General features: G+C 68.3%; 15 protein-coding genes. 11 read left to right on the plus strand and 4 right to left on the minus strand.

What is annotated here, in order from left to right; translation table 11 throughout:
• Window positions 1-30 precede the first annotated feature (30 nt).
• A complete protein-coding gene (locus tag GGR04_RS09645; RefSeq protein WP_183199642.1) occupies window positions 31-1299 on the minus strand; it encodes an amidase in 1269 nt (422 codons plus the stop codon).
• Between the two features lie 236 nt (window positions 1300-1535).
• On the opposite strand from GGR04_RS09645, the gene GGR04_RS09650 reads away from it, so the two are divergent.
• Window positions 1536-2717, plus strand: a complete 1182-nt coding sequence (locus GGR04_RS09650; RefSeq protein WP_376769851.1) for an alanine racemase — start codon at window positions 1536-1538, stop codon at window positions 2715-2717.
• A gap of 22 nt (window positions 2718-2739) precedes the next feature.
• Here GGR04_RS09650 and GGR04_RS09655 read toward each other — a convergent pair whose 3' ends face one another.
• Window positions 2740-3198 (minus strand): DUF4112 domain-containing protein, encoded by a 459-nt coding sequence (locus tag GGR04_RS09655; RefSeq protein WP_183199644.1) that lies wholly within the window; start codon window positions 3196-3198, stop codon window positions 2740-2742.
• Window positions 3199-3365: 167 nt separating this feature from the next.
• On the opposite strand from GGR04_RS09655, the gene ypfJ reads away from it, so the two are divergent.
• From ypfJ to GGR04_RS09690, 7 genes are all read left to right on the plus strand, one after another.
• On the plus strand, window positions 3366-4262 hold the full coding sequence (gene ypfJ / locus GGR04_RS09660) for a KPN_02809 family neutral zinc metallopeptidase (RefSeq protein ID WP_183199645.1): 897 nt from the start codon (window positions 3366-3368) through the stop codon (window positions 4260-4262).
• Window positions 4263-4371: 109 nt separating this feature from the next.
• A complete protein-coding gene (gene glyS / locus GGR04_RS09665) occupies window positions 4372-6501 on the plus strand; it encodes a glycine--tRNA ligase subunit beta (RefSeq protein ID WP_183199646.1) in 2130 nt (709 codons plus the stop codon).
• A 5-nt stretch (window positions 6502-6506) separates the two neighbouring features.
• Entirely contained in the window at window positions 6507-7598 is a 1092-nt protein-coding gene (locus GGR04_RS09670; protein WP_183199647.1) for an acyltransferase family protein, read from the plus strand.
• A gap of 303 nt (window positions 7599-7901) precedes the next feature.
• Window positions 7902-9437 (plus strand): glycoside hydrolase family 25 protein, encoded by a 1536-nt coding sequence (locus GGR04_RS24420; protein WP_183199648.1) that lies wholly within the window; start codon window positions 7902-7904, stop codon window positions 9435-9437.
• A 209-nt stretch (window positions 9438-9646) separates the two neighbouring features.
• Complete coding sequence (locus GGR04_RS09680; protein ID WP_183199649.1) at window positions 9647-10612, plus strand: L-threonylcarbamoyladenylate synthase; 966 nt, start codon at window positions 9647-9649, stop codon at window positions 10610-10612.
• Window positions 10613-10659: 47 nt separating this feature from the next.
• Window positions 10660-12090 (plus strand): FAD-binding oxidoreductase, encoded by a 1431-nt coding sequence (locus GGR04_RS09685; protein ID WP_183199650.1) that lies wholly within the window; start codon window positions 10660-10662, stop codon window positions 12088-12090.
• 176 nt (window positions 12091-12266) lie between these two features.
• Window positions 12267-12839, plus strand: coding sequence for a DUF6101 family protein (locus GGR04_RS09690; RefSeq protein ID WP_183199651.1), 573 nt, complete (start codon window positions 12267-12269; stop codon window positions 12837-12839).
• 11 nt (window positions 12840-12850) lie between these two features.
• Here the strand turns inward: GGR04_RS09690 and ubiA are convergent, their stop codons facing one another.
• A complete protein-coding gene (gene ubiA / locus GGR04_RS09695) occupies window positions 12851-13849 on the minus strand; it encodes a 4-hydroxybenzoate octaprenyltransferase (protein ID WP_183199652.1) in 999 nt (332 codons plus the stop codon).
• A 165-nt stretch (window positions 13850-14014) separates the two neighbouring features.
• Here ubiA and purD point away from each other — a divergent pair, with 165 nt between their 5' ends.
• The 3 genes from purD to GGR04_RS09710 all read left to right on the plus strand — a co-directional run bounded on the left by purD (window position 14015) and on the right by GGR04_RS09710 (window position 18125).
• On the plus strand, window positions 14015-15274 hold the full coding sequence (purD, locus tag GGR04_RS09700; RefSeq protein ID WP_183199680.1) for a phosphoribosylamine--glycine ligase: 1260 nt from the start codon (window positions 14015-14017) through the stop codon (window positions 15272-15274).
• A 37-nt stretch (window positions 15275-15311) separates the two neighbouring features.
• Window positions 15312-15773, plus strand: coding sequence for an ABA4-like family protein (locus tag GGR04_RS09705; RefSeq protein ID WP_183199653.1), 462 nt, complete (start codon window positions 15312-15314; stop codon window positions 15771-15773).
• Window positions 15774-15845: 72 nt separating this feature from the next.
• The gene (locus tag GGR04_RS09710; RefSeq protein WP_183199654.1) at window positions 15846-18125 is read left to right on the plus strand and encodes an acyl-CoA dehydrogenase; all 2280 of its coding nucleotides are present in this window, start codon (window positions 15846-15848) and stop codon (window positions 18123-18125) included.
• A 31-nt stretch (window positions 18126-18156) separates the two neighbouring features.
• On the opposite strand, the gene GGR04_RS09715 is transcribed toward GGR04_RS09710, so the two are convergent.
• On the minus strand, window positions 18157-18591 hold the full coding sequence (locus tag GGR04_RS09715; protein ID WP_312857433.1) for a fumarylacetoacetate hydrolase family protein: 435 nt from the start codon (window positions 18589-18591) through the stop codon (window positions 18157-18159).
• Between the last annotated feature and the right edge of the window lie 45 nt (window positions 18592-18636).

Here is an 18636-nt window from a genome sequence, read left to right on the forward strand (position 1 = left end):
GGATTTTAACGAAGTCCGGTGCGTCGCCCATCACGTACGCCGAAGCCCAGCCTCGAAGCGTACCGCGCCCGCCAGAAGCAGTCGGTCGCCACCGAACCGGGCGACGAGCGTCAGTCCGAGCGGAAGACCGTTCGGTGCCCGCAGCCCCGGCACGTTGATGCAGGGCGTTCCCGCCAGGGTCCACAGACGATTGAAGGCAGGATCGCCCGTCGACCCTTCCGACAGCAACGGCGCCACTCCGCTCGCCGAAGGCGCGAGGATGAGATCGACATTGTCGAAGAGTTCCGCCGTGGCCCGCCGAGCGCGCCGCGCGGAACGCCGCGCTTCGTCGTAGCGCGTGGCCTCGATGGCGCCGCCGCGATCGAGAGCTTGCAGAAGCGCGGGCGAGATCTCACCGCGATGCCGAGTCCGCTCGTCGAGAAGGGACATCGCGCCCTCGTAGTCCTGAATCACAGCTTGGATCTCGCGACCGGTTCGCAGGCTCTCCGTTTCCTCGACGTCGCGCACAAACCATCCGAGCTCTTCGCCGACCCGAGCGCCCTTCCGGAGCGCATCCGCCATTGCGGGATCCAGCTGGTCGTAGATTCCCGATCGATAGATCCCGAGCCGAAGCCGATCGATGTCGAGCCCGGCTTCGTGGTCCAACGGGCGCCGCGAGAGGATGCCGGCGAAGCGTGCGACGTCGCGCGCGGACGGGGCGAACAGCCCCACCGTGTCGAGCGACCATGCGAAAGTCTTCACACCCACGGTCGGCAGCAGCCGGAAGCTCGGCTTCAATCCGGCGATGCCGCAATAGGCAGCGGGACGGATGATGGAGCCGGCGGTCTGCGTGCCGAGGGCCACGGGGATGAACCCAGCCGCGACGGCCGCGGCCGAACCGGACGACGATCCGCCGGGGCTGCGAAGTCGGTCATGCGGGTTGCGCGTCGCGGCGGGGTTCATGGCGGCGAATTCCGTGGTTGCCGTCTTGCCGGCGACCCATCCACCGGCCCCGCGCACCTGCGCGACGATGGCGGCGTCGGCTCGAGGCTGGTGGTCCCGATAGATCGGCGAGCCGTAGGTGGTCGGCAGGTCGAACGTGTCGAAGAGATCCTTCACGCCGACCGCGATGCCGCGCAACGGGCCGTCCACCGGCACGTCTGCGGGAAGCGGCGCGCGCGCCACGAAGGCTCGGAGCTCCTCGTCGTCGGCATCGATCCTGCGCGCGCTCTCGGCCAGCGCCTGCCTCGGCGTCGTCTCGCCGGCGGCGATGCGGTTCTGGATGTCGACGATCGACTGCGGAGGAAAGACGGTGCCCATGCTGTAGGCTTCTCGCAGAGCCCGGCCTTCGCCGAAAGCGCCGCGACGATTTCGTCCCGCCGAAGTGATCCCCATGGCGCGTCGAAACGTCATGGGACTGCCATCGGAGTCTGCTCAAGCGTGCCGACGGGGTTTCCATCGGCGATGGGAGGGCCTTTAAGGGGCGCGATCACGCTTCGCAGTCATGGAGTCGACGCTTGCAGGTTTTCCAGACGGCGAAGGACGCCGCGCTCGCCATGCGGCCGGACGTTCCGGTCTACTGCTTCCGGCCGGGCGTGCTGCGCGAGGACATCCGCCGGTTTCGCGAGGCCTTTCCAGGCCAGACCGCCTATGCCGTGAAGACCAACGGCGAGCCGATGGTGCTGCAGACCCTGGCGGACGCGGGCGTCGACGTCTTCGACGTGGCTTCGCCCGGCGAGTTCGAGGCCGTGCGCGCCGTCGCGCCAAAGGCCGAGATGCTCTACATGCATCCGATCAAGGCGCAGTCCGACATCCGGCTGGCGCTCGAGACCTACGGCATCCGCACGATGTCCCTCGACCACGAGGACGAGGTGGCGAAGATTCTGCGCATCGTGCGGGCGCTCGACCTCGACCCCGCGGGGATCACCGTGTTCATTCGGCTGCAGACCAAGGGGCATGCGGCCTACGAGCTCTCCAAGAAGTTCGGCGCCGCGCCCGCCCACGCGGTGGAACTGCTGCAGCGCTGCCATCGCATCGGCTTCAAGGTCGGGCTCTGCTTCCACGTGGGTTCGCAGATCGAGGACCCCGAGACCTACGAGCGCGCGCTCGCCTCGTGCGACTGGGTGCGCAACCGCGCCGACGTGCCTCTGGCCGGGCTCGACGTCGGCGGCGGTTTTCCGGCGGAATACGGCTATGATCCGCGTCGCAAGAAGCCGGATATGCCGGGCATGGGCCAGATCATGTCGCGCCTGCGCTCCGACATCGAGGAGTGGGGCTTCGGCGACATTCCGCTCGTGGCCGAGCCCGGCCGCGTGGTGGTGGCGCGCTGCTTCTCGCTGATCGTTCGCGTGCTGCTGCGCAAGGGGCGGCGGCTTTACATCAACGACGGCATCTGGGCCTCGTTGTCGGACTCTTGGACGGGCAAGATCACGCTTCCGGCTCGCTTCATTCCCGATCCCGCGCGCGTCGCGCGTCGGGGCGACGCCTCGAGCATCGTGCCCTTCCGGGTGTGTGGCGCGACCTGCGACAGCGTCGATATCCTCTCGCGGCCGTTCTGGCTTCCCGAAACCGTCGACACCGGCGACTGGATCGAGATCGGCCATATCGGCGCCTACTCGCTGTCGCTGCGCACCCGTTTCAACGGCTTCTATCCCGACACGTTCGTGGAGGTCGAAACGCCGTTCGACGAGGGCGACGCCGCCGAGGGCTTCGCCAGCCTGGAGACGATGGCGGACTGATCCGCCATCGCGTTGGCCGCCGTCAGCGACGGCGCGGCGTGACGTCCTTCATGCCGGCCGCCGAACCGGGCTCGCGAAACTCGTGGTCGTCGGCTCCGACATGGTCGGCGATGATCGCGATGTTGCGCTTGTGGGCCTTGAAGTAGACGTCGAACAGATCGCCGGCGAGCGGCAGCGTGCCGACCGCCGCGTCGAGGCCGAGATTGGCGACCATGCGGGCCAACTTGCGCTTGGGCAGGCCCATGCGGCGCGCCTCGTTGACGATGAACAGCCCGATCGCCGCGCCGCCGGCGTCGCCGATGCCCGGTACGAGACCGAGGATCGAGTCGGCCCCGAACCGGATATTGGTGCCGGGAATGCGCAGCGCCGTATCCATGACGCGCGCGAGACTGTTGAGCCGGGCGAGACGGCGCAGGGTATCGGCGCGCGACAGGTCGCTGGCCGTGCCGTAGGAACCCGAGGCGTGCGCGGTGGCGGTCATCGTCGTGTCGTCTCCCGTGAACGTCGCGATCCATTCGCGCCGTTCCAGCCTTGAATATGGGGAGGGCGCCGCTCCGATACGAGATCGGTCGTTCCCCTGCCGTACCATTCCCGAAATGGCGCGGACGCCTATGTCGGTCACAGGGACGTTATGGCGAAGGTGATGCGATGGAATGGCGCGGGCGGCGAGAGAGTAGCAACATTGAGGATCGCCGCGGCAGCGGAGGCGGGCTCGGCAACGGCGGAGGAGGCTTCCGCATCCCGATCCGCGCCGGCGGGGGCGGGGGAATCGGCCTCATTATCATCCTCGCGGTGCTCTGGATCGGCTTCGGCATCAATCCGCTGTCGGTGATCGGCATGGACGGCGGCGGCGGAAGCCCGCAGACGCAGACCGCCGCGAACCGCGGGCCGGGCGTTCAGGGCACGGCGGACGAGACCGACGATTTCATCGCGGTGGTTCTCGCCGATACCGAGGACGTCTGGTCCAAGCGCTTCCAGAACATAGGCCAGACCTACCGCGATCCGACGCTCGTTCTCTTCGATCGGCAGGTTTCGTCGGCCTGCGGCAACGCTAGCTCGGCGAGCGGGCCGTTCTACTGCCCGAACGACCAGAAGCTTTATCTCGACACGTCGTTCTTCCAGCAGCTCTCCGACCAGCTCGGCGCCCCCGGCGACTTCGCGCAGGCCTATGTCGTGGCGCACGAGGTCGGCCATCATGTTCAAAACCTGACGGGCGTGCTGCCGCGTACCACGGAGCTTCGCCAGCAGGCCTCGGAGACCGAGGCCAACGCCATCTCCGTGCGCGTCGAGCTCCAGGCCGATTGCTACGCCGGGATCTGGGCGCACGACACCCAGAACGCGGGCACGCTGGAGGATGGCGACATCGAGGAAGCGCTGAACGCCGCCAGCCGCATCGGCGACGACACGCTGCAGCGCCAGAGCCAGGGAACGGTGGTCCCCGACAGCTTCACCCATGGCACCTCGGCCCAGCGGGTCGAGTGGTTCCGCCGCGGCCAATCGACCGGCGACATGAAGCAGTGCGACACGTTCGAGGGTCGCCTCTAACAAATGGCATCGCCGGCCCGCGCGGCGTTTCGCGCGGGCCGGCTTGCATTCCACGGGGGGGCATGGTGAGACGCGGCACGTTGGAACCTGCCGCGAAGCGTGTTGCCCCATGCCCGATCTCCTTCTCGAACTTCGGTCCGAAGAAATCCCCGCGCGGATGCAACGCAAGGCGGCGGGCGACCTGAAGAAGGCCGTCACCGACGCCTTAGTCGCAGCGGGGCTCACCTACGAGGGCGCGCGCGAATACTGGACTCCGCGTCGTCTGACGCTGGACATTCGCGGCCTCGACGCGCGCTCGCGCGACATTCGCGAAGACCGCAAGGGACCGCGCACCGACGCGCCGGACAAGGCGATCGAAGGCTTCCTGCGCGGTGCCGGCCTCACGTCGATCGATCAGGCGCACAAGCACAGCGACGGCAAGAAGGGCGAGTTCTATGTCGCCCATATCGTGAAGCCGGGTCGCCCCGCCGAAGAGATCGTCGCCGAGGCGATGCCGGCGATCATCCGCGAGTTTCCCTGGCCCAAATCGATGCGCTGGGGCGCGGCGTCGCGTGAGCCGGGGTCGCTGCGCTGGGTGCGTCCGCTCCAGTCGATCCTCTGCACCTTCGGCCCCGAGGTCGGCGAGACCGTCGTGGTCGATTTCGAGGTCTCCGGCATCCGTTCGGGTGACCGCACCTTCGGCCACCGCTTCCACGCGCCGGCCGAGATCAAGGTGCGCCGCTTCGCCGACTATGCCGAGAGCTTGGAGCGCGCCTTCGTCGTGCTCGACGCCGACCGGCGCAAGGACATCATCCGCACCGATGCCGACAATCTCGCCTTCGCGCAGGGGCTTGAGATCGTTGCCGACGAAGGGCTGCTCGAGGAGGTCGCCGGGCTCGTGGAGTGGCCGGTGGTTCTGATGGGCGAGTTCGACGAGGCCTTCCTCGAGATCCCCGCCGAGATGGTGCAGCTGACCATCCGCACCAATCAGAAGTGCTTCGTGACCCGCCGTCGCCGGCGCGACGGCCTCGCCAACCGGTTCGTGCTCGTATCGAACATCGAGGCCGTGGACGGCGGCGCCGAGATCGCGCGGGGCAACGGCAAGGTGGTGCGCGCGCGCCTGTCGGATGCGCTCTACTTCTGGCGCACCGACCAGAACGCGCTGACCGGCGTCGAGGCGCTGGAGGGCTCGGTGGCCGCCTTCGGCCTCGATCTTGCCAAGCCGCTCGACCAGCGCATGGCCAAGCTCGACGCTCTCGGCGTCACCTTCCACGCCAAGCTCGGCACGCAAGGGGCACGCGTTCGGCGGATCGCCGATCTCGCCGCGGTCATCGCGCCTCTCGTCGGCGCCGATCCGACGCTCGCCCGCCGCGCGTCGGTGCTGGCAAAGGCGGATCTCACCACCGAGGCCGTCGGTGAGTTTCCTGAGCTGCAGGGTCTGATGGGCCGCAAGTATGCGCGCCTGCAGGGCGAGGACGCTGCCGTGCAGGCGGCGATCGAGGACCATTACAAGCCGCAGGGGCCGGGCGATCGCGTGCCGACCGAGCCCGTCGCCATCGCCGTGGCGCTGGCGGACAAGCTCGACACGCTTCTGGGCTTCTGGGCCATCGACGAGAAGCCCACCGGCTCGAAGGACCCCTACGCGCTGCGTCGTGCCGCGCTCGGCGTGATCCGCATCATCCTCGACAACCAGCTTCGGCCGAAGCTCGGGTCGCTCATCACCTCGGGCGATCTGCTGGCCTTTTTCCACGATCGGCTGAAGGTGCAGCTGCGCGAGCAGGGCGCCCGGCACGATCTCGTGGACGCCGTGCTTGCCGGCGGCAGCGGCGAGGCGGCGCAGGACGATCTCCTCGACGTCGCGCGCCGCGTCGCGGAACTCGGCCGTCTGCTCGAAACCGACGACGGGCGCAACCTTCTGGCCGCCGCGCGCCGCGCCGCCAACATCCTCGCCGCCGAGGAGAAGAAGGGCACGCGCGTCTCAGCCTCCGTGGACGCCGCGCTTCTCTCGCAGGACGAGGAACGCGCGCTGGCCGACGCCATCGACCACGCCGAGACGCAGCTCGCAGACGCGCTGCGTGCCGAGGACTATGCGTCCGCTACGGCGGCACTTGCGCAGCTTCGTGCCCCCGCCGACGCCTTCTTCGACAAGGTACTGGTGAATGCGGAGGATGAGGCGGTGCGGGCCAACCGCTTGGCATTGCTTGCGCGGGTGCGGACGGCGACGATGCAGCTCGCGGACTTGTCGAAGATCGCGGGCTGAGCCGCGTGGAGGCGCCCGTCCGCCGCCGGATCGGCGAGATCCAGTGGCTGCGCGCCGTCGCCGCGCTCATGGTGATGGTGGCGCATCTGCAAGTCGAGATCGCGCTGAACCATTTCGGCGTGGCGCCGAATGCGGTGCCGACGAGCCCGTTTCCGTTCACCGCAGGCGTCGACATCTTCTTCGTCATTTCCGGCTTCGTGATGGCGCATGCCTCCGGGGGGCTCTACGGGCGCGCGGGCGCCTGGCGCAGCTTCCTCGTTCGGCGCCTCGCGCGCGTCGTGCCGCTCTACTGGCTGGTGACGCTCGTGTTGCTGGCGTTGATGGCCGCGCTCCAGACGCCGCCCTGGCTGGCGCTCACGCCGTGGCAGCTCGTCTCCTCGTTCCTGTTCCTGCCGGCGCTCGACTCCAACGGCCTGCCGTTTCCAATCTTCACGCTCGGCTGGACGCTGAACTACGAGATGCTGTTCTACGGGGTCTTCGCCCTCTTCGTCGGGTGGCCGCGACGGATCGCGCTGAACGCCGTCTGCGCCGCCATCGTCGCGCTGGTCATCATCGGCCGCGTTTGGCCGATCGACAACGTCGCCGCGCGGTTCTGGACCGATGGCGTGGTGCTGGAATTCGTCGGCGGCATCCTTCTGCAGCGCGCCGTCGCGCGGGGCCTCGTTCTACCGGGCGTGGCACGCATCGGTCTCGCCGTTGCGGCAGCGGCGATGCTCATTGCCTTCGCCGATTTCGACTTCACGCTTCGCTGGCTGGAATGGGGTATCCCCGCGCTGCTGATCTTGACGGCGGCGACCACGGCGCGGCGCGAGGGGCGCTTATCGGCAGGCTGGATCGCGGAGTTCGCCGGCGACATCTCCTACGGTCTCTACCTGACACACCTTTTCGCGATCCGGCTGATGATCAAGGCGATCGAGATCGCCGGGCTCTCGGGTCCTCTGGTCTGGTACGTTCTGTTTCCAGCCGGCGTCCTCGGCGGCACGATCGTCGCATCCACGCTGCTGCACTACGGTTTCGAACGCCCGGTCCTCCAGGCCCTTCGATCGCGTTTCGACCGGCGGATCACCGCTGGTCCAGGCGAGGCGCCAGCCCCGTAGTCGGGGTAGGATCGAGCCAGACCTTCGCCCGCGACCGGTCCGACAGGTCAGCGCAAGCCGGGCAGCGTTTGATGGCGGAAACCAGCATGCTCACGCCACATTTCGTCTGCATCAACATGTGATCGCATTTGCCTGCAACCCGCCCGAATGGGTGGTCAGAAGGCGACACGTCAGGGGACGCGCTGCGGCGCCTTTCACAACTCGATGGCAGCGTCCGAACGTTCGGATGTGGGCCCAATCTGCGGCGACGCGCGACGGATGGACGGTCCGCCGGGTTCGCTCGACGACGAGGGGACATTCCGAATGCTCGACACGAGCGCCGCCTGTGCGGTGGCCCTGCGCTGGTTCTGTGCTTTCACGGCGGCCGCGATCCTTCTGGGTTCGCCCGCACGAGCCGAGTGGAACCAGCCCTGGAAGGACACCGACCGCGCGCTCGTCGTCGACGCCTACGAGTTCAATCCGATCAACTGGCGGGAATTGGCCGGCGACAAGCGCATCGCCGGCTTCATCAACAAGGCGTCGGACGGGTTGCCCCCTGCTTGGTCCTGCGGCCAGCTTTCGGGCGACGATCTCAACCTCTGCAAGAATCGCTGGTGGAAATACACGGTCACGCAGGAACTCTATCTCACACGCCGTGAGATGGCGAAGACGCTGGGGCTCAAGTGGGGCGCCTATCATTTGGGCCGACCCGGCAATCCGCGCGAGCAGGCCGACCATTTCGTCGATTTCGCCCAGCCGGAAGCCGACGATCTGATCGCGCTCGACATCGAGGACAACACGTCCGAGTGGATGTCGCTGGCCGATGCCGAAATCTTCGCCCGTCAGATAAAGGTGCGGACCGGGCGCTACCCCGTTCTCTACACCAACGGATCGACCGCCGACTTCGTGGCACGCAACCGCGAGACCTACCCGCTGCTGTCCCGCTTGCAACTCTGGTATGCGCGCTATCGCGAGAACATCACCGGCGTGTTTCCCGAGGGCAACTGGCCGACCTACGCGCTGTGGCAGTTTTCCTCGATGCACAATTGCAACGCCCGCCGTTGCCCCTATCGCGTGCCCGGCGCACGCAACGACATCGACGTGAACGTCTCTCCGCTCGACGTGGCCGAGCTGAAGAAGGCGTGGCCCTTCGACGGGCTGGTAGGCGAGGCGCCCGAGCCCCGGCCGGACGCAGGCGAACTGATCGCCGAAGTCGGTCGTGCCGCGAAGGATGCGATCGCCGACGTCGGGCACGAGGTGGCCGAACTCGTCTCACCGGCCGCGGCGGTGGCCGCGCCATCCGCCGCGGCGAAGCCGGCTCCCATCGTCGCGCAGACGATGGCCTCGGCCTTCGGTCCGGTGGGGCACGCGCCCATCGATCCGCTGAAGCTCCTGACCGAAACGGCTCGTGAAGAGCGCGCGCACCGCAATGTGGCGCCGGTCCTCTCCACCGTGACGCAGGGTCCGAAGGTCGATCCGACGATTCCCGGAGATCGCACACCCACTCAAGCCGGGATGGACAACCGGGCCGAGGGACTGATCGACTCGCTCGCGCAGCTGAAAGGCGAGATGCGGGCGGTTCGCGAGATCCTGAGCGACGATTTCATTCGCCGTACCGACGGCGTGACGAGTGAGGCCGAGGCTGCCCCAGCCGATGCGCCGCGAGCCGACGTGAAATCGCGGATCCTCGAGATGATGCGCGACGCCTCGGCGGCTGTGAAGGGAGCGATCCCCGCCGGGATGATGGGCCCCACGGCCGACGAGCGAGCTTCACTGTCGTCGCGCCAGAGCTGGACGATGCTGGCCAACCTGCCGGCCTCGGATCGGCGCGTCGTCAAGGCATTCAACGCGACCCGCTGAACGTCTCCCACCCTTGGCGATCTCATGCAGCGAGGCTGCGCCGCCAAGCTTTCGCGGACCTCGACACTCGTTCTCGACGCAAAGCCGGAAGCATTCTCGGTCTTGGCTGAGCCTCGCTCTTGCTGGGTGCGAGACGATGGGATACGGCGTCCGGCGCTGTTTTCGCTTCCGCTCTTCATCGCCGGCCTCGGGACGCCTAAAGAGGGCGGATGATCCCGACCCGCCGCCTCGACCTTCGCCACGACCTGACTCCTGCGCAACTGTTGCAGTGCCTCGCCTCCGGCGGGCTGGCGGCCGTGCCGACGGAAACCGTCTATGGTTTGGCGGCCGACGCGACGAACGGCGATGCCGTCGCGCGTATCTTCGAGGCGAAGGGGCGGCCGACCTTCAATCCGCTGATCTCGCACGTCGCCGATCTCGCCATGGCACGGGAGCACGCCCTGTTCGACGAGACGGCCCTGCGGCTCGCCGCCCACTTCTGGCCAGGGCCGTTGACGATGGTTCTGCCGCTGCGTCCTGGCTCGGCGATCCACCCGCTGGCGCTCGGCGGCCTCTCGACGGTGGCCCTGCGGATGCCCCAGGGGCCGCTTCGCGACGCCGTCGCGGCGCTCGGACGCCCCGTCGCCGCGCCCAGCGCCAACCGGTCCGGGCGCGTAAGCCCGACCGACGCCGACCACGTGCTGCGCACGCTGGAGGGGCGCATCGGCCTCGTGGTGGATGGCGGACCGACCGCACAGGGACTGGAATCGACGATCGTGCGTGCGGAGACCGATCGCATCGTCCTGCTGCGTCCGGGCACGATCACGGCGGCCGATCTGGAGGCCGCGACCGGGCTTCCCGTGGTGCGCCGGGCAGACGGTGAACGGATCGATGCGCCGGGACAGCTTCTCTCGCATTACGCGCCGCATGGGAGCGTGCGGCTGAATGCCGACACACCGCGCGCCGAGGAATACTGGATCGCCTTCGGCGCGGCGCAGGCCGCCGGCCATCCGCCGGAGCGTGTCTTCCAGTTGAGCGCTCGCGGCGATCTGCGCGAGGCGGCCAGCCGCCTCTTCGCGGCGCTCTCGGCCTTCGACTCGCCCGACATCGACCAGATCGCCGTGGCCACCATCCCCACGGAGGGATTGGGCGAGGCAATCAACGATCGTCTTCGGCGCGCGGCGGCCGATCGTTAAGGCGCGCCCGCTCGACGGACACGTCGTCCGGCGTTAAAACTTCGTGCATGGACACACACGATTCGACGCCGCTTTCCGGCGACCTGATCTCCCGCTTCTCGGCGCTCCTGCCGCCGGGCCGCGCGTTGGCAGAGCCTGCGGACATCGCGCCGTTCCTCGTCGAAGAACGCGATCTCTTCAAAGGCAGCACGCGGCTGGTGCTGCGCCCCGGCAGCGTCGAGGAGGTCTCGGCCATCCTGGCGCTGGCGAGCGAGACGCGCACGCCCGTGGTGCCGCAGGGTGGCAATACGGGTCTCGTCGGCGGGCAGATGCCGCGATCGGACGCCGAGATCGTCGTGTCGTTGGCCCGGATGGACCGCATTCGCGAGGTCGATCCCGTAGGTCGCACGATGACGGTGGATGCCGGCGTCGTGCTGCAGCGGGTGCAGGCGGCGGCCGACGAGGTGGGGCTCTTCTTCCCACTGTCGCTGGGATCGGAGGGCTCCTGCCAGATCGGCGGCAATCTGGCGTCGAACGCCGGCGGCACCGGGGTTCTCGCCTATGGCAATTCGCGCGATCTCTGCCTCGGCATCGAGGCCGTGTTACCGTCAGGCGAGATCGTCCACGGCTTGCGCCGCCTGAAGAAGGACAATCGTGGCTACGACCTGCGCAATCTCCTCGTCGGGTCGGAGGGAACGCTCGGCATCATCACGGGCGCGGTGCTCAAGCTGTTTCCCAAGCCCGCCGGCCGCGAGGTCGCCTATATCGGCCTCGCATCGCCGGACGACGCGCTACGGCTTCTGACGCGCGCCGAGCGCGAGGTCGGGCAGCAGCTGACGGCCTTCGAGATCATGCCGCGCATCGGCATCGAGTTCACGGTGCGCCACACCCAAGGTGCCCACGATCCGCTGGCCGAGCCGCATGCCTGGTACGTCCTGATGGAGATCTCGTCGGGTCGATCGGCCGAGGAGGCCGCCACCTCGATGGCCGCGATTCTCGAAGGCGCCTTCGAGGCCGGCGAGATCGAGGATGCCGCGGTCGCGCGGTCCATCGCCGATGCGCGCACCTTCTGGCGCATGCGCGAGGAGATGAGCTGGGCGCAGAAGCCCGAGGGCGGCTCGATCAAGCACGACGTCTCGGTGCCGGTGGCACTCGTGCCGCGCTTCCTCGAACGGGCGAACGAGGCGGTCGTCGCCGCCATTCCCGGCGCCCGCATCGTCTCGTTCGGGCATCTGGGCGACGGCAACATCCACTACAACGTCTCGCAGCCCGTGGGCGCCGACAAGGCCGCGTTCCTGGCACGCTGGGGCGAGATCAACGGCATCGTCCACGCCATCGTGGCCGAACTCGGCGGCAGCTTCTCGGCCGAGCATGGCATCGGCCAGCTGAAGCGCGACGAGCTGGCGCGAACGAAGGAGCCGGCCGAGATGGCGCTGATGCGCGGTATCAAGGCGGTCTTCGATCCTTTCGGGATCATGAATCCCGGCAAGCTTCTTTAAAGTTCTATTCGAAGTTACGGTTTGAACACCGTCTTTCCGGTCAGGTTCGTTTAACTGACTTTCTTAGGTCGAGGGCAACAAGCAGCGGATAGTCTCAAAACATCAGAGGCCGAGATACATGGCCCGTCGCGACGATCTGGAAGTTCGGATCGCCGCCAACGAGACAGGAAACGATCATGAGCTTGGGTCCTCATCAGACGGTGAAGCCGGAATGGGCGAACGTTCCGATCCGCCTCGATCCCGCGCTGGCCGACCGCCGCCAGAACTTCGACCTCGTCGATGACGGCGAGACGGTGAGCTACCGGGTCGATCGGCGCGGCGCCGTGGTGCGCCGCTGCCTTCAGAGCAGCGGCATCCCCGTCGCCATCGCCATCTCCGCCCGGTCCTTCGCCGGTGTCGCGGCGCGGGCCATGGAAGACGAGGCCGGCGACATCACCGTGACGCTCGAACTTCATCATGACGACCCCAAGCTCTGCGTGCCGCTGCTGGTGGCCTGCGACCTCTACGACGTCGCCGCCGACTGGCGCGGCTGGGCCGAGATCTTCCAGCTGCCGATGCTGATGGTCGAGGCCGACGGCTCGGTGACGGCGCTCGAGGAGACGTTCGGCGCGATGAAGCGCAGCGACCCCGCCGCGCGCCGGCGATCCAGCCATCGCGGTCGTCGCCCGCGCTTCCTCGCGCGGCGCAAGCCCGGCGGCCTCGGCATGCGCATGGTCGTGTCGGGCGAAGAGATCATCGCCCGCAACTGAGCGGGCACCCGTCAGGCTCCGGGAAAGGACAGGCGCCAGAGGCTCGAGAAGACGAGCGAGAGGAACAGGATCCACCCGAAGAGCGAGTTGGACCGGAAAAGCTTCAGGCATTCGTCGGGATCGTCGATCCGCAGCTGCCGGATCTGCCAGCCCATCTGCGCGGCGCCGACGGCGAGCCCCGCATAGGCCGGCCACGCCGGGCCGGGCGAGGTCCAGCCGGTGGCGAGATAGGACAGGGCGAAGAGCGCGAGCGCGCCGCCGTAGAGCAGGGTAAGTGCGGGTTTGGTGCGTTCGCCGAACAAACGCGCCGTGGAGCGCACGCCGACCAGCGCGTCGTCCTCGCGGTCCTGATGCGCGTAGATCGTGTCGTAGCCGATCGTCCAGAGCACCGCGCCGCCATAGAGCAGGATCGGAGCGAGGCCGAGCGTGCCCCAGTAGGCGGCCCAGCCCATCAGCGCCCCCCACGAGAACGCGAAACCGAGGCCGAGCTGCGGCCAGTCCGTGACGCGCTTCAGGAACGGATAGACCGCGACGACCCCGAGCGAGGCGATGCCGAGGCCGATCGCGAAGGTGTTGAACTGCACGAGCACGAAGAGGCCGACCAGGGCCTGCGCGACGAGAAACAGCTTGGCCTGCCGGCTCGTGACGCGGCCGGAGGGCAGGGGGCGCGAGCGCGTGCGCGCCACCTGCATGTCGATGTCCTGATCGACGAGGTCGTTGTAGGTGCAACCCGCGCCGCGCATCGCCACGGCCCCCACGAGAAACAGGACGAGATGCCAGAGGTCGGGCAGGCCGGTGTGAACGGCCGAGGGCGCCGCCCATTGCGGGGCGAGCGCCGCCGACCAGAGGCAGGGCCAGAGCAGCAGCTGCCAGCCGATCGGCCGGTCCCACCGGGCCAGCTGCGCATAGGGCCAGGCGGCCCGCGGCAGCACGCGATAGACGAAATTGTCCGAAGGCGCATCCGCGACGCGGTCGGCGGGATCGACGGTGGGTTGGCGCGGCTCGAGCATGCTCGGGCAAAAGCCCGCGCCGCACCGTTCCGTCAAGTCCCCTCGATGCCCCCTCGCGATCCCTTCGCGCCGTGCCCTTGACCCCGCCCGCCGCCGGCCCGTAATCCCGCTCGACGCATCGGCCCGCGAGGGGGCCGGCCCAGCGGAGATCGTATCGCCATGACCATCGACGTTCTTCTCATCGGCTCGGGTGGTCGCGAGCATGCCCTGGCGTGGAAGCTGCGGCAGTCGCCGATGCTCGGCCGCCTGTTCGCCGCGCCCGGCAATCCCGGCATCGCGGCGGAGGCCGAGATCGTCGATCTCGACGTGGAGGATCACGACGCCGTGGCGGCGTTCTGCCGCGACCGCGCGATCGGCCTCGTGGTGGTCGGGCCGGAAGTGCCGCTGGTCGCCGGCCTCGCCGATGCGCTGACGAGCGCCGGCATCGCCGTCTTCGGGCCGAGTGCCGCGGCGGCGCGGCTCGAAGGCTCGAAGGGCTTCACGAAGGATCTCTGCACTCTCAAGGACATCCCGACCGCCCGCTATCGCCGCTTCACGGACGCATCGAACGCGGCGGACTACGTGCGCGCCGAGGGCGCACCGATCGTGGTGAAGGCCGACGGTCTGGCCGCCGGCAAGGGCGTAACGGTGGCGTCGAGCGTCGAGGAGGCGCTGGCCGCGATCGACGATTGCTTCGCCGGGGCGCCGGGGGCGGAGGTCGTGGTCGAGGAGTGCATGAGCGGCCCGGAGGCCTCGCTCTTCTGCATCTGCGACGGCGAGGACGCGCTCGTCTTCGGCACGGCGGAAGACCACAAGCGCGCCTTCGACGGCGACCGGGGCCCCAACACCGGCGGCATGGGCGCTTATTCGCCCTCCGGCCTGATGACGCCCGAGATGGTGGAGCGGGCGATGCGCGAGATCGTGCGTCCGACGCTGGCGGGCATGCGGGAGCAGGGCAGCCCCTTCCGCGGTGTGCTCTACGCCGGGCTGATGCTGACGGAGGGCGGCCCGAAGCTCATCGAGTACAACGTCCGCTTCGGCGATCCCGAATGCCAGGTGCTGATGATGCGCCTCGAAAGCGATCTCCTGCCGATCCTCCTCGCGTCGGCGACCGGGTCCGTGGCCGGGCTCGAACCGCAATGGTCGGCGGACCCTGCCGTCACCGTCGTGCTCGCATCCGAAGGCTACCCCGGCGCGTACCGAAAGGGCACGCAGATCCGCCATCTGCCGGCGACCGGAGCGGACGAGACGATCTTCCATGCCGGCACGAGCCGCGAGGGCGATCGGCTCGTCGCGACCGGCGGCCGCGTGCTGAACGTCACCGCGCGAGCCGCGGACGTCGCGAGCGCACGCGAGCGTGCCTATGCTCTCGTCGATGCCGTCGATTGGCCGGAAGGCTTCTGCCGCCGCGACATCGCCCATCGCGCCGTGGGGTCCGAGCGATAGGGGCAGGGCTTATCGCGATAGGAGAGGCAGGAATGGCATGAGCCTCGACGCGATCTTCGGCGCGATCAACCTCGTCGCGATGGTCGGCTGGATCGCACTTCTCGCCGGCCCCCTCATGCCGCATCTCTCGCAGCGGATCGCCGCCTTGGCCTGCCCGGCGATCCTGGCGCTCGTCTACGTCGCGCTGCTCGTTTCGGGGTTGGTCGGCGATCCGCCGTCCGCAACGACCGGATCCTCGCCCGGCTTCACGACGCTGGACGGTGTCGCCGCGATCTTCACGACGCGGCAGGCCGTGCTGACCGGCTGGGCGCATTATCTCGCGTTCGACCTTCTGGTCGGAGCATGGGAGGCCCGCGAAGCACGCCGGCGTGGCATCGCGCATTGGAAACTGATGCCTTGTCTCGGGCTCACCTTCGTCACGGGGCCACTCGGCTTCCTCGTCTTTCTGGCGCTGCGCACGGCCCATCGATCAAACCGGCGCGAGATCGACGCGTTCTGACGAAGGAGCGGGTGGGAAACGGCACCCATCCCATTAGGTTGGTCTTCACAAAGGAATCGGGGAGGAAAGCCGATGTCGTTCCGACGAGACAGGTTGACCCGGCCGATCTTTCGCTGGGCCAAGACCGCCATGCCGGCGATTTCGCCGACCGAGGCCAAGGCGATCGACGCCGGCACCGTCTGGTGGGACGGCGAACTTTTCAGCGGCCAGCCCGACTGGGCGAAGCTTCTCGCCATGGCGCCGGCGCGCCTGACGACCGAGGAGCGGGCCTTTCTTGATGGCCCGGTCGAGGAACTCTGCTCGATGATCGACGAGTGGGATCTCGCGTGGCGGGATCGCGACCTCTCGCCGGAGGTCTGGGCCTTCCTGAAGAGCCGCAAGTTCTTCGGCATGATCATCCCGAAGGAATACGGCGGGCTCGGCTTTTCGAACGCCGCCCATTCCGAGGTCGTGCGCAAGGTCTCGTCGGCCAGCGTCGTGGCGGGCGTCACCGTGATGGTGCCGAACTCGCTCGGGCCGGGCGAGCTGATGCTGCATTTCGGCACGCAGGCGCAGCGCGACCACTGGCTGCCGCGTCTTGCCGACGGCCGCGAGATCCCGTGCTTCGGATTGACCTCCGCGCAGGCGGGCTCCGACGCCGCGGCGATGACCGACCGGGGCGTCGTGGAGTACGGCGAGCACGAGGGCCAGCGGATGCTCGGCATCCGCCTGAACTTCGAGAAGCGCTACATCACGCTCGCCCCCGTCGCGACGGTGATGGGGCTCGCGTTCAAGCTCTTCGATCCCGAGAACCATCTCGGACGGGGCGAGGCGCTCGGCATCACCGTGGCGCTGATCCCGACCGCGACGCCGGGCGTGCGCCATGGCGAGCGGCATCTGCCGGGCTTCACCTTCTTCCAGAACGGGCCGATCCACGGCAAGGACGTGTTCATCCCGATGGACTGGATCCTCGGCGGCGCCGAGCGAATCGGCGAGGGCTGGACCATGCTGATGACGGCGCTGGCAGCCGGGCGCGGTATCTCGCTACCCTCGCAGTCCGCCGCGTCGGCGGCGATGGCGGCCCGCGTCTCCGGTGCCTATGCCCGCGTGCGCACGCAGTTCAATCTCCCGATCGGCCAGTTCGAGGGCATTCAAGAGCCCTTGGCGGAACTCGCCGCCAATGCCTACCAGATCGACGCGGCCCGGCGCTTGACCGTCGCGGCGCTCGATCAGGGGCATCGCCCGTCGGTGATCTCCGCGATCATGAAGTCGAACGCCACCTACCTCATGCGCGAATCGATCGAGCGCGCGATGGACATCCAGGGCGGCAAGGCGATCATGGACGGGCCGGGCAACGCGCTGGGCGCGCAGTATCGCTCGGTGCCCATCGGCATCACCGTCGAGGGGGCCAACATCCTCACCCGCAATCTGATGATCTTCGGGCAGGGCGCGATCCGGGCGCATCCCTACATGCTGCAGGAGATGCGGGCGTTGGCCGACCCCGATCCCGAGCAGGGGCTTTCGGCCTTCGACAAGTCGTTCTGGGGCCATGTCGGCCACGCGCTCGGAAATCTCGCGCGCACCTTCATCTTCGGCTGGACGGGCGGTCTCGCCGCGCCGGCGCCGCGCGGCGCCGCCTTCACCAGCCATTGGCGCCAGCTTTCGCGCTATGCGGCCACCTTCGCGCTGACGGCCGATCTCGCGCTGTTGACGCTCGGCGGGGCGCTCAAGCGCCGCGAGATGATCTCGGCACGGCTCGGCGACATCCTGTCGGAACTCTACCTGCTCGGCGCGACGCTGAAGCGCTTCGAGAGCGAGGGGCGGCCGGAGGTGGATCGGCCGATCGTCGAATACGTGATGCAGCGCGGTTTCAACCGGATGGGGCAGGCCTTCGCCGGCGTCTTCGCCAACCTGCCGGCCCGCTGGGCGGCGGCAGCGGTGAAGTTGATCGCGTTTCCCGCGGGGATCCCGATGCGGCCACCCGCAGACGAACTGGTGACGGAAGTTGCCGAGATCCTCATGCGCCCCTCGACCCAGCGCGACCGGCTGACGCCCGATCTCTATCTCGGCGAGGGACGCGACCGGCATCCGGTGGCCGACCTCGAAACCGCGTTCCGTCTCGTCACCGAATCGGCGCCGTTGCTCAGGCGGATGCGCGACGCCGGCGTGCGAGATCGCGAGGCGGCGCAGGCGGCAGGGTTCCTCACCGACGAAGACCTCGCGCATCTGCGTGAAATGGACGCTGCGGTCGCACGCGTCATCGAAGTCGATGCCTTCCCGGCCGACGAGGTCTCGCCGCGGACCGCTCGACATCGCCCGCCTTCACCATCGAGCGAAGGCGAGGCGCGATCGACCGCGGAGGCGGCCGAATAGGCGCGGCCGAGCGGACGGGGCCGCGACGCTCTCAGCCCTGAATGCAGAGGCAGTTCTGCTCGCCGAGCCCCGTGCCGCCGAGCGTGACGCGGTCTCCCGGCGCCAGGAAACGCGGCGGGTCGAACGAGAGCCCGACGCCGCCGAGCGTTCCCGTTAGAATGATGTCGCCCGGCTCCAGTCGCAGGAAGCGCGAGATGTAGGAGATGAGGTAGGGCACCTTGAAGACCATGCGGCTGGTGTCGCCGGCCTGCTGGCGCTCGCCGTTGACGTCGAGCCAGAGATCGACGTGATCGTGGTCCGGCAGTTCGTCGGGCGTGACCAGCCAGGGGCCGATCGGCGCAAACGTGTCGTGCGACTTGCTCTTGAACCATTGCCCGCCGCGCTGCAGCTGGAACGAGCGTTCCGTCACGTCGTTGGTGGAGCGCACCCCGTTTTGACCGGACAGGTGGCATAGCCGATAAGGCATAGGCATCCGCCTATGAGTACGACTATGTCGAAAGCTCCTGATGGC

Source organism: Aureimonas pseudogalii (assembly GCF_014196835.1).
Lineage (GTDB): Bacteria > Pseudomonadota > Alphaproteobacteria > Rhizobiales > Rhizobiaceae > Aureimonas > Aureimonas pseudogalii.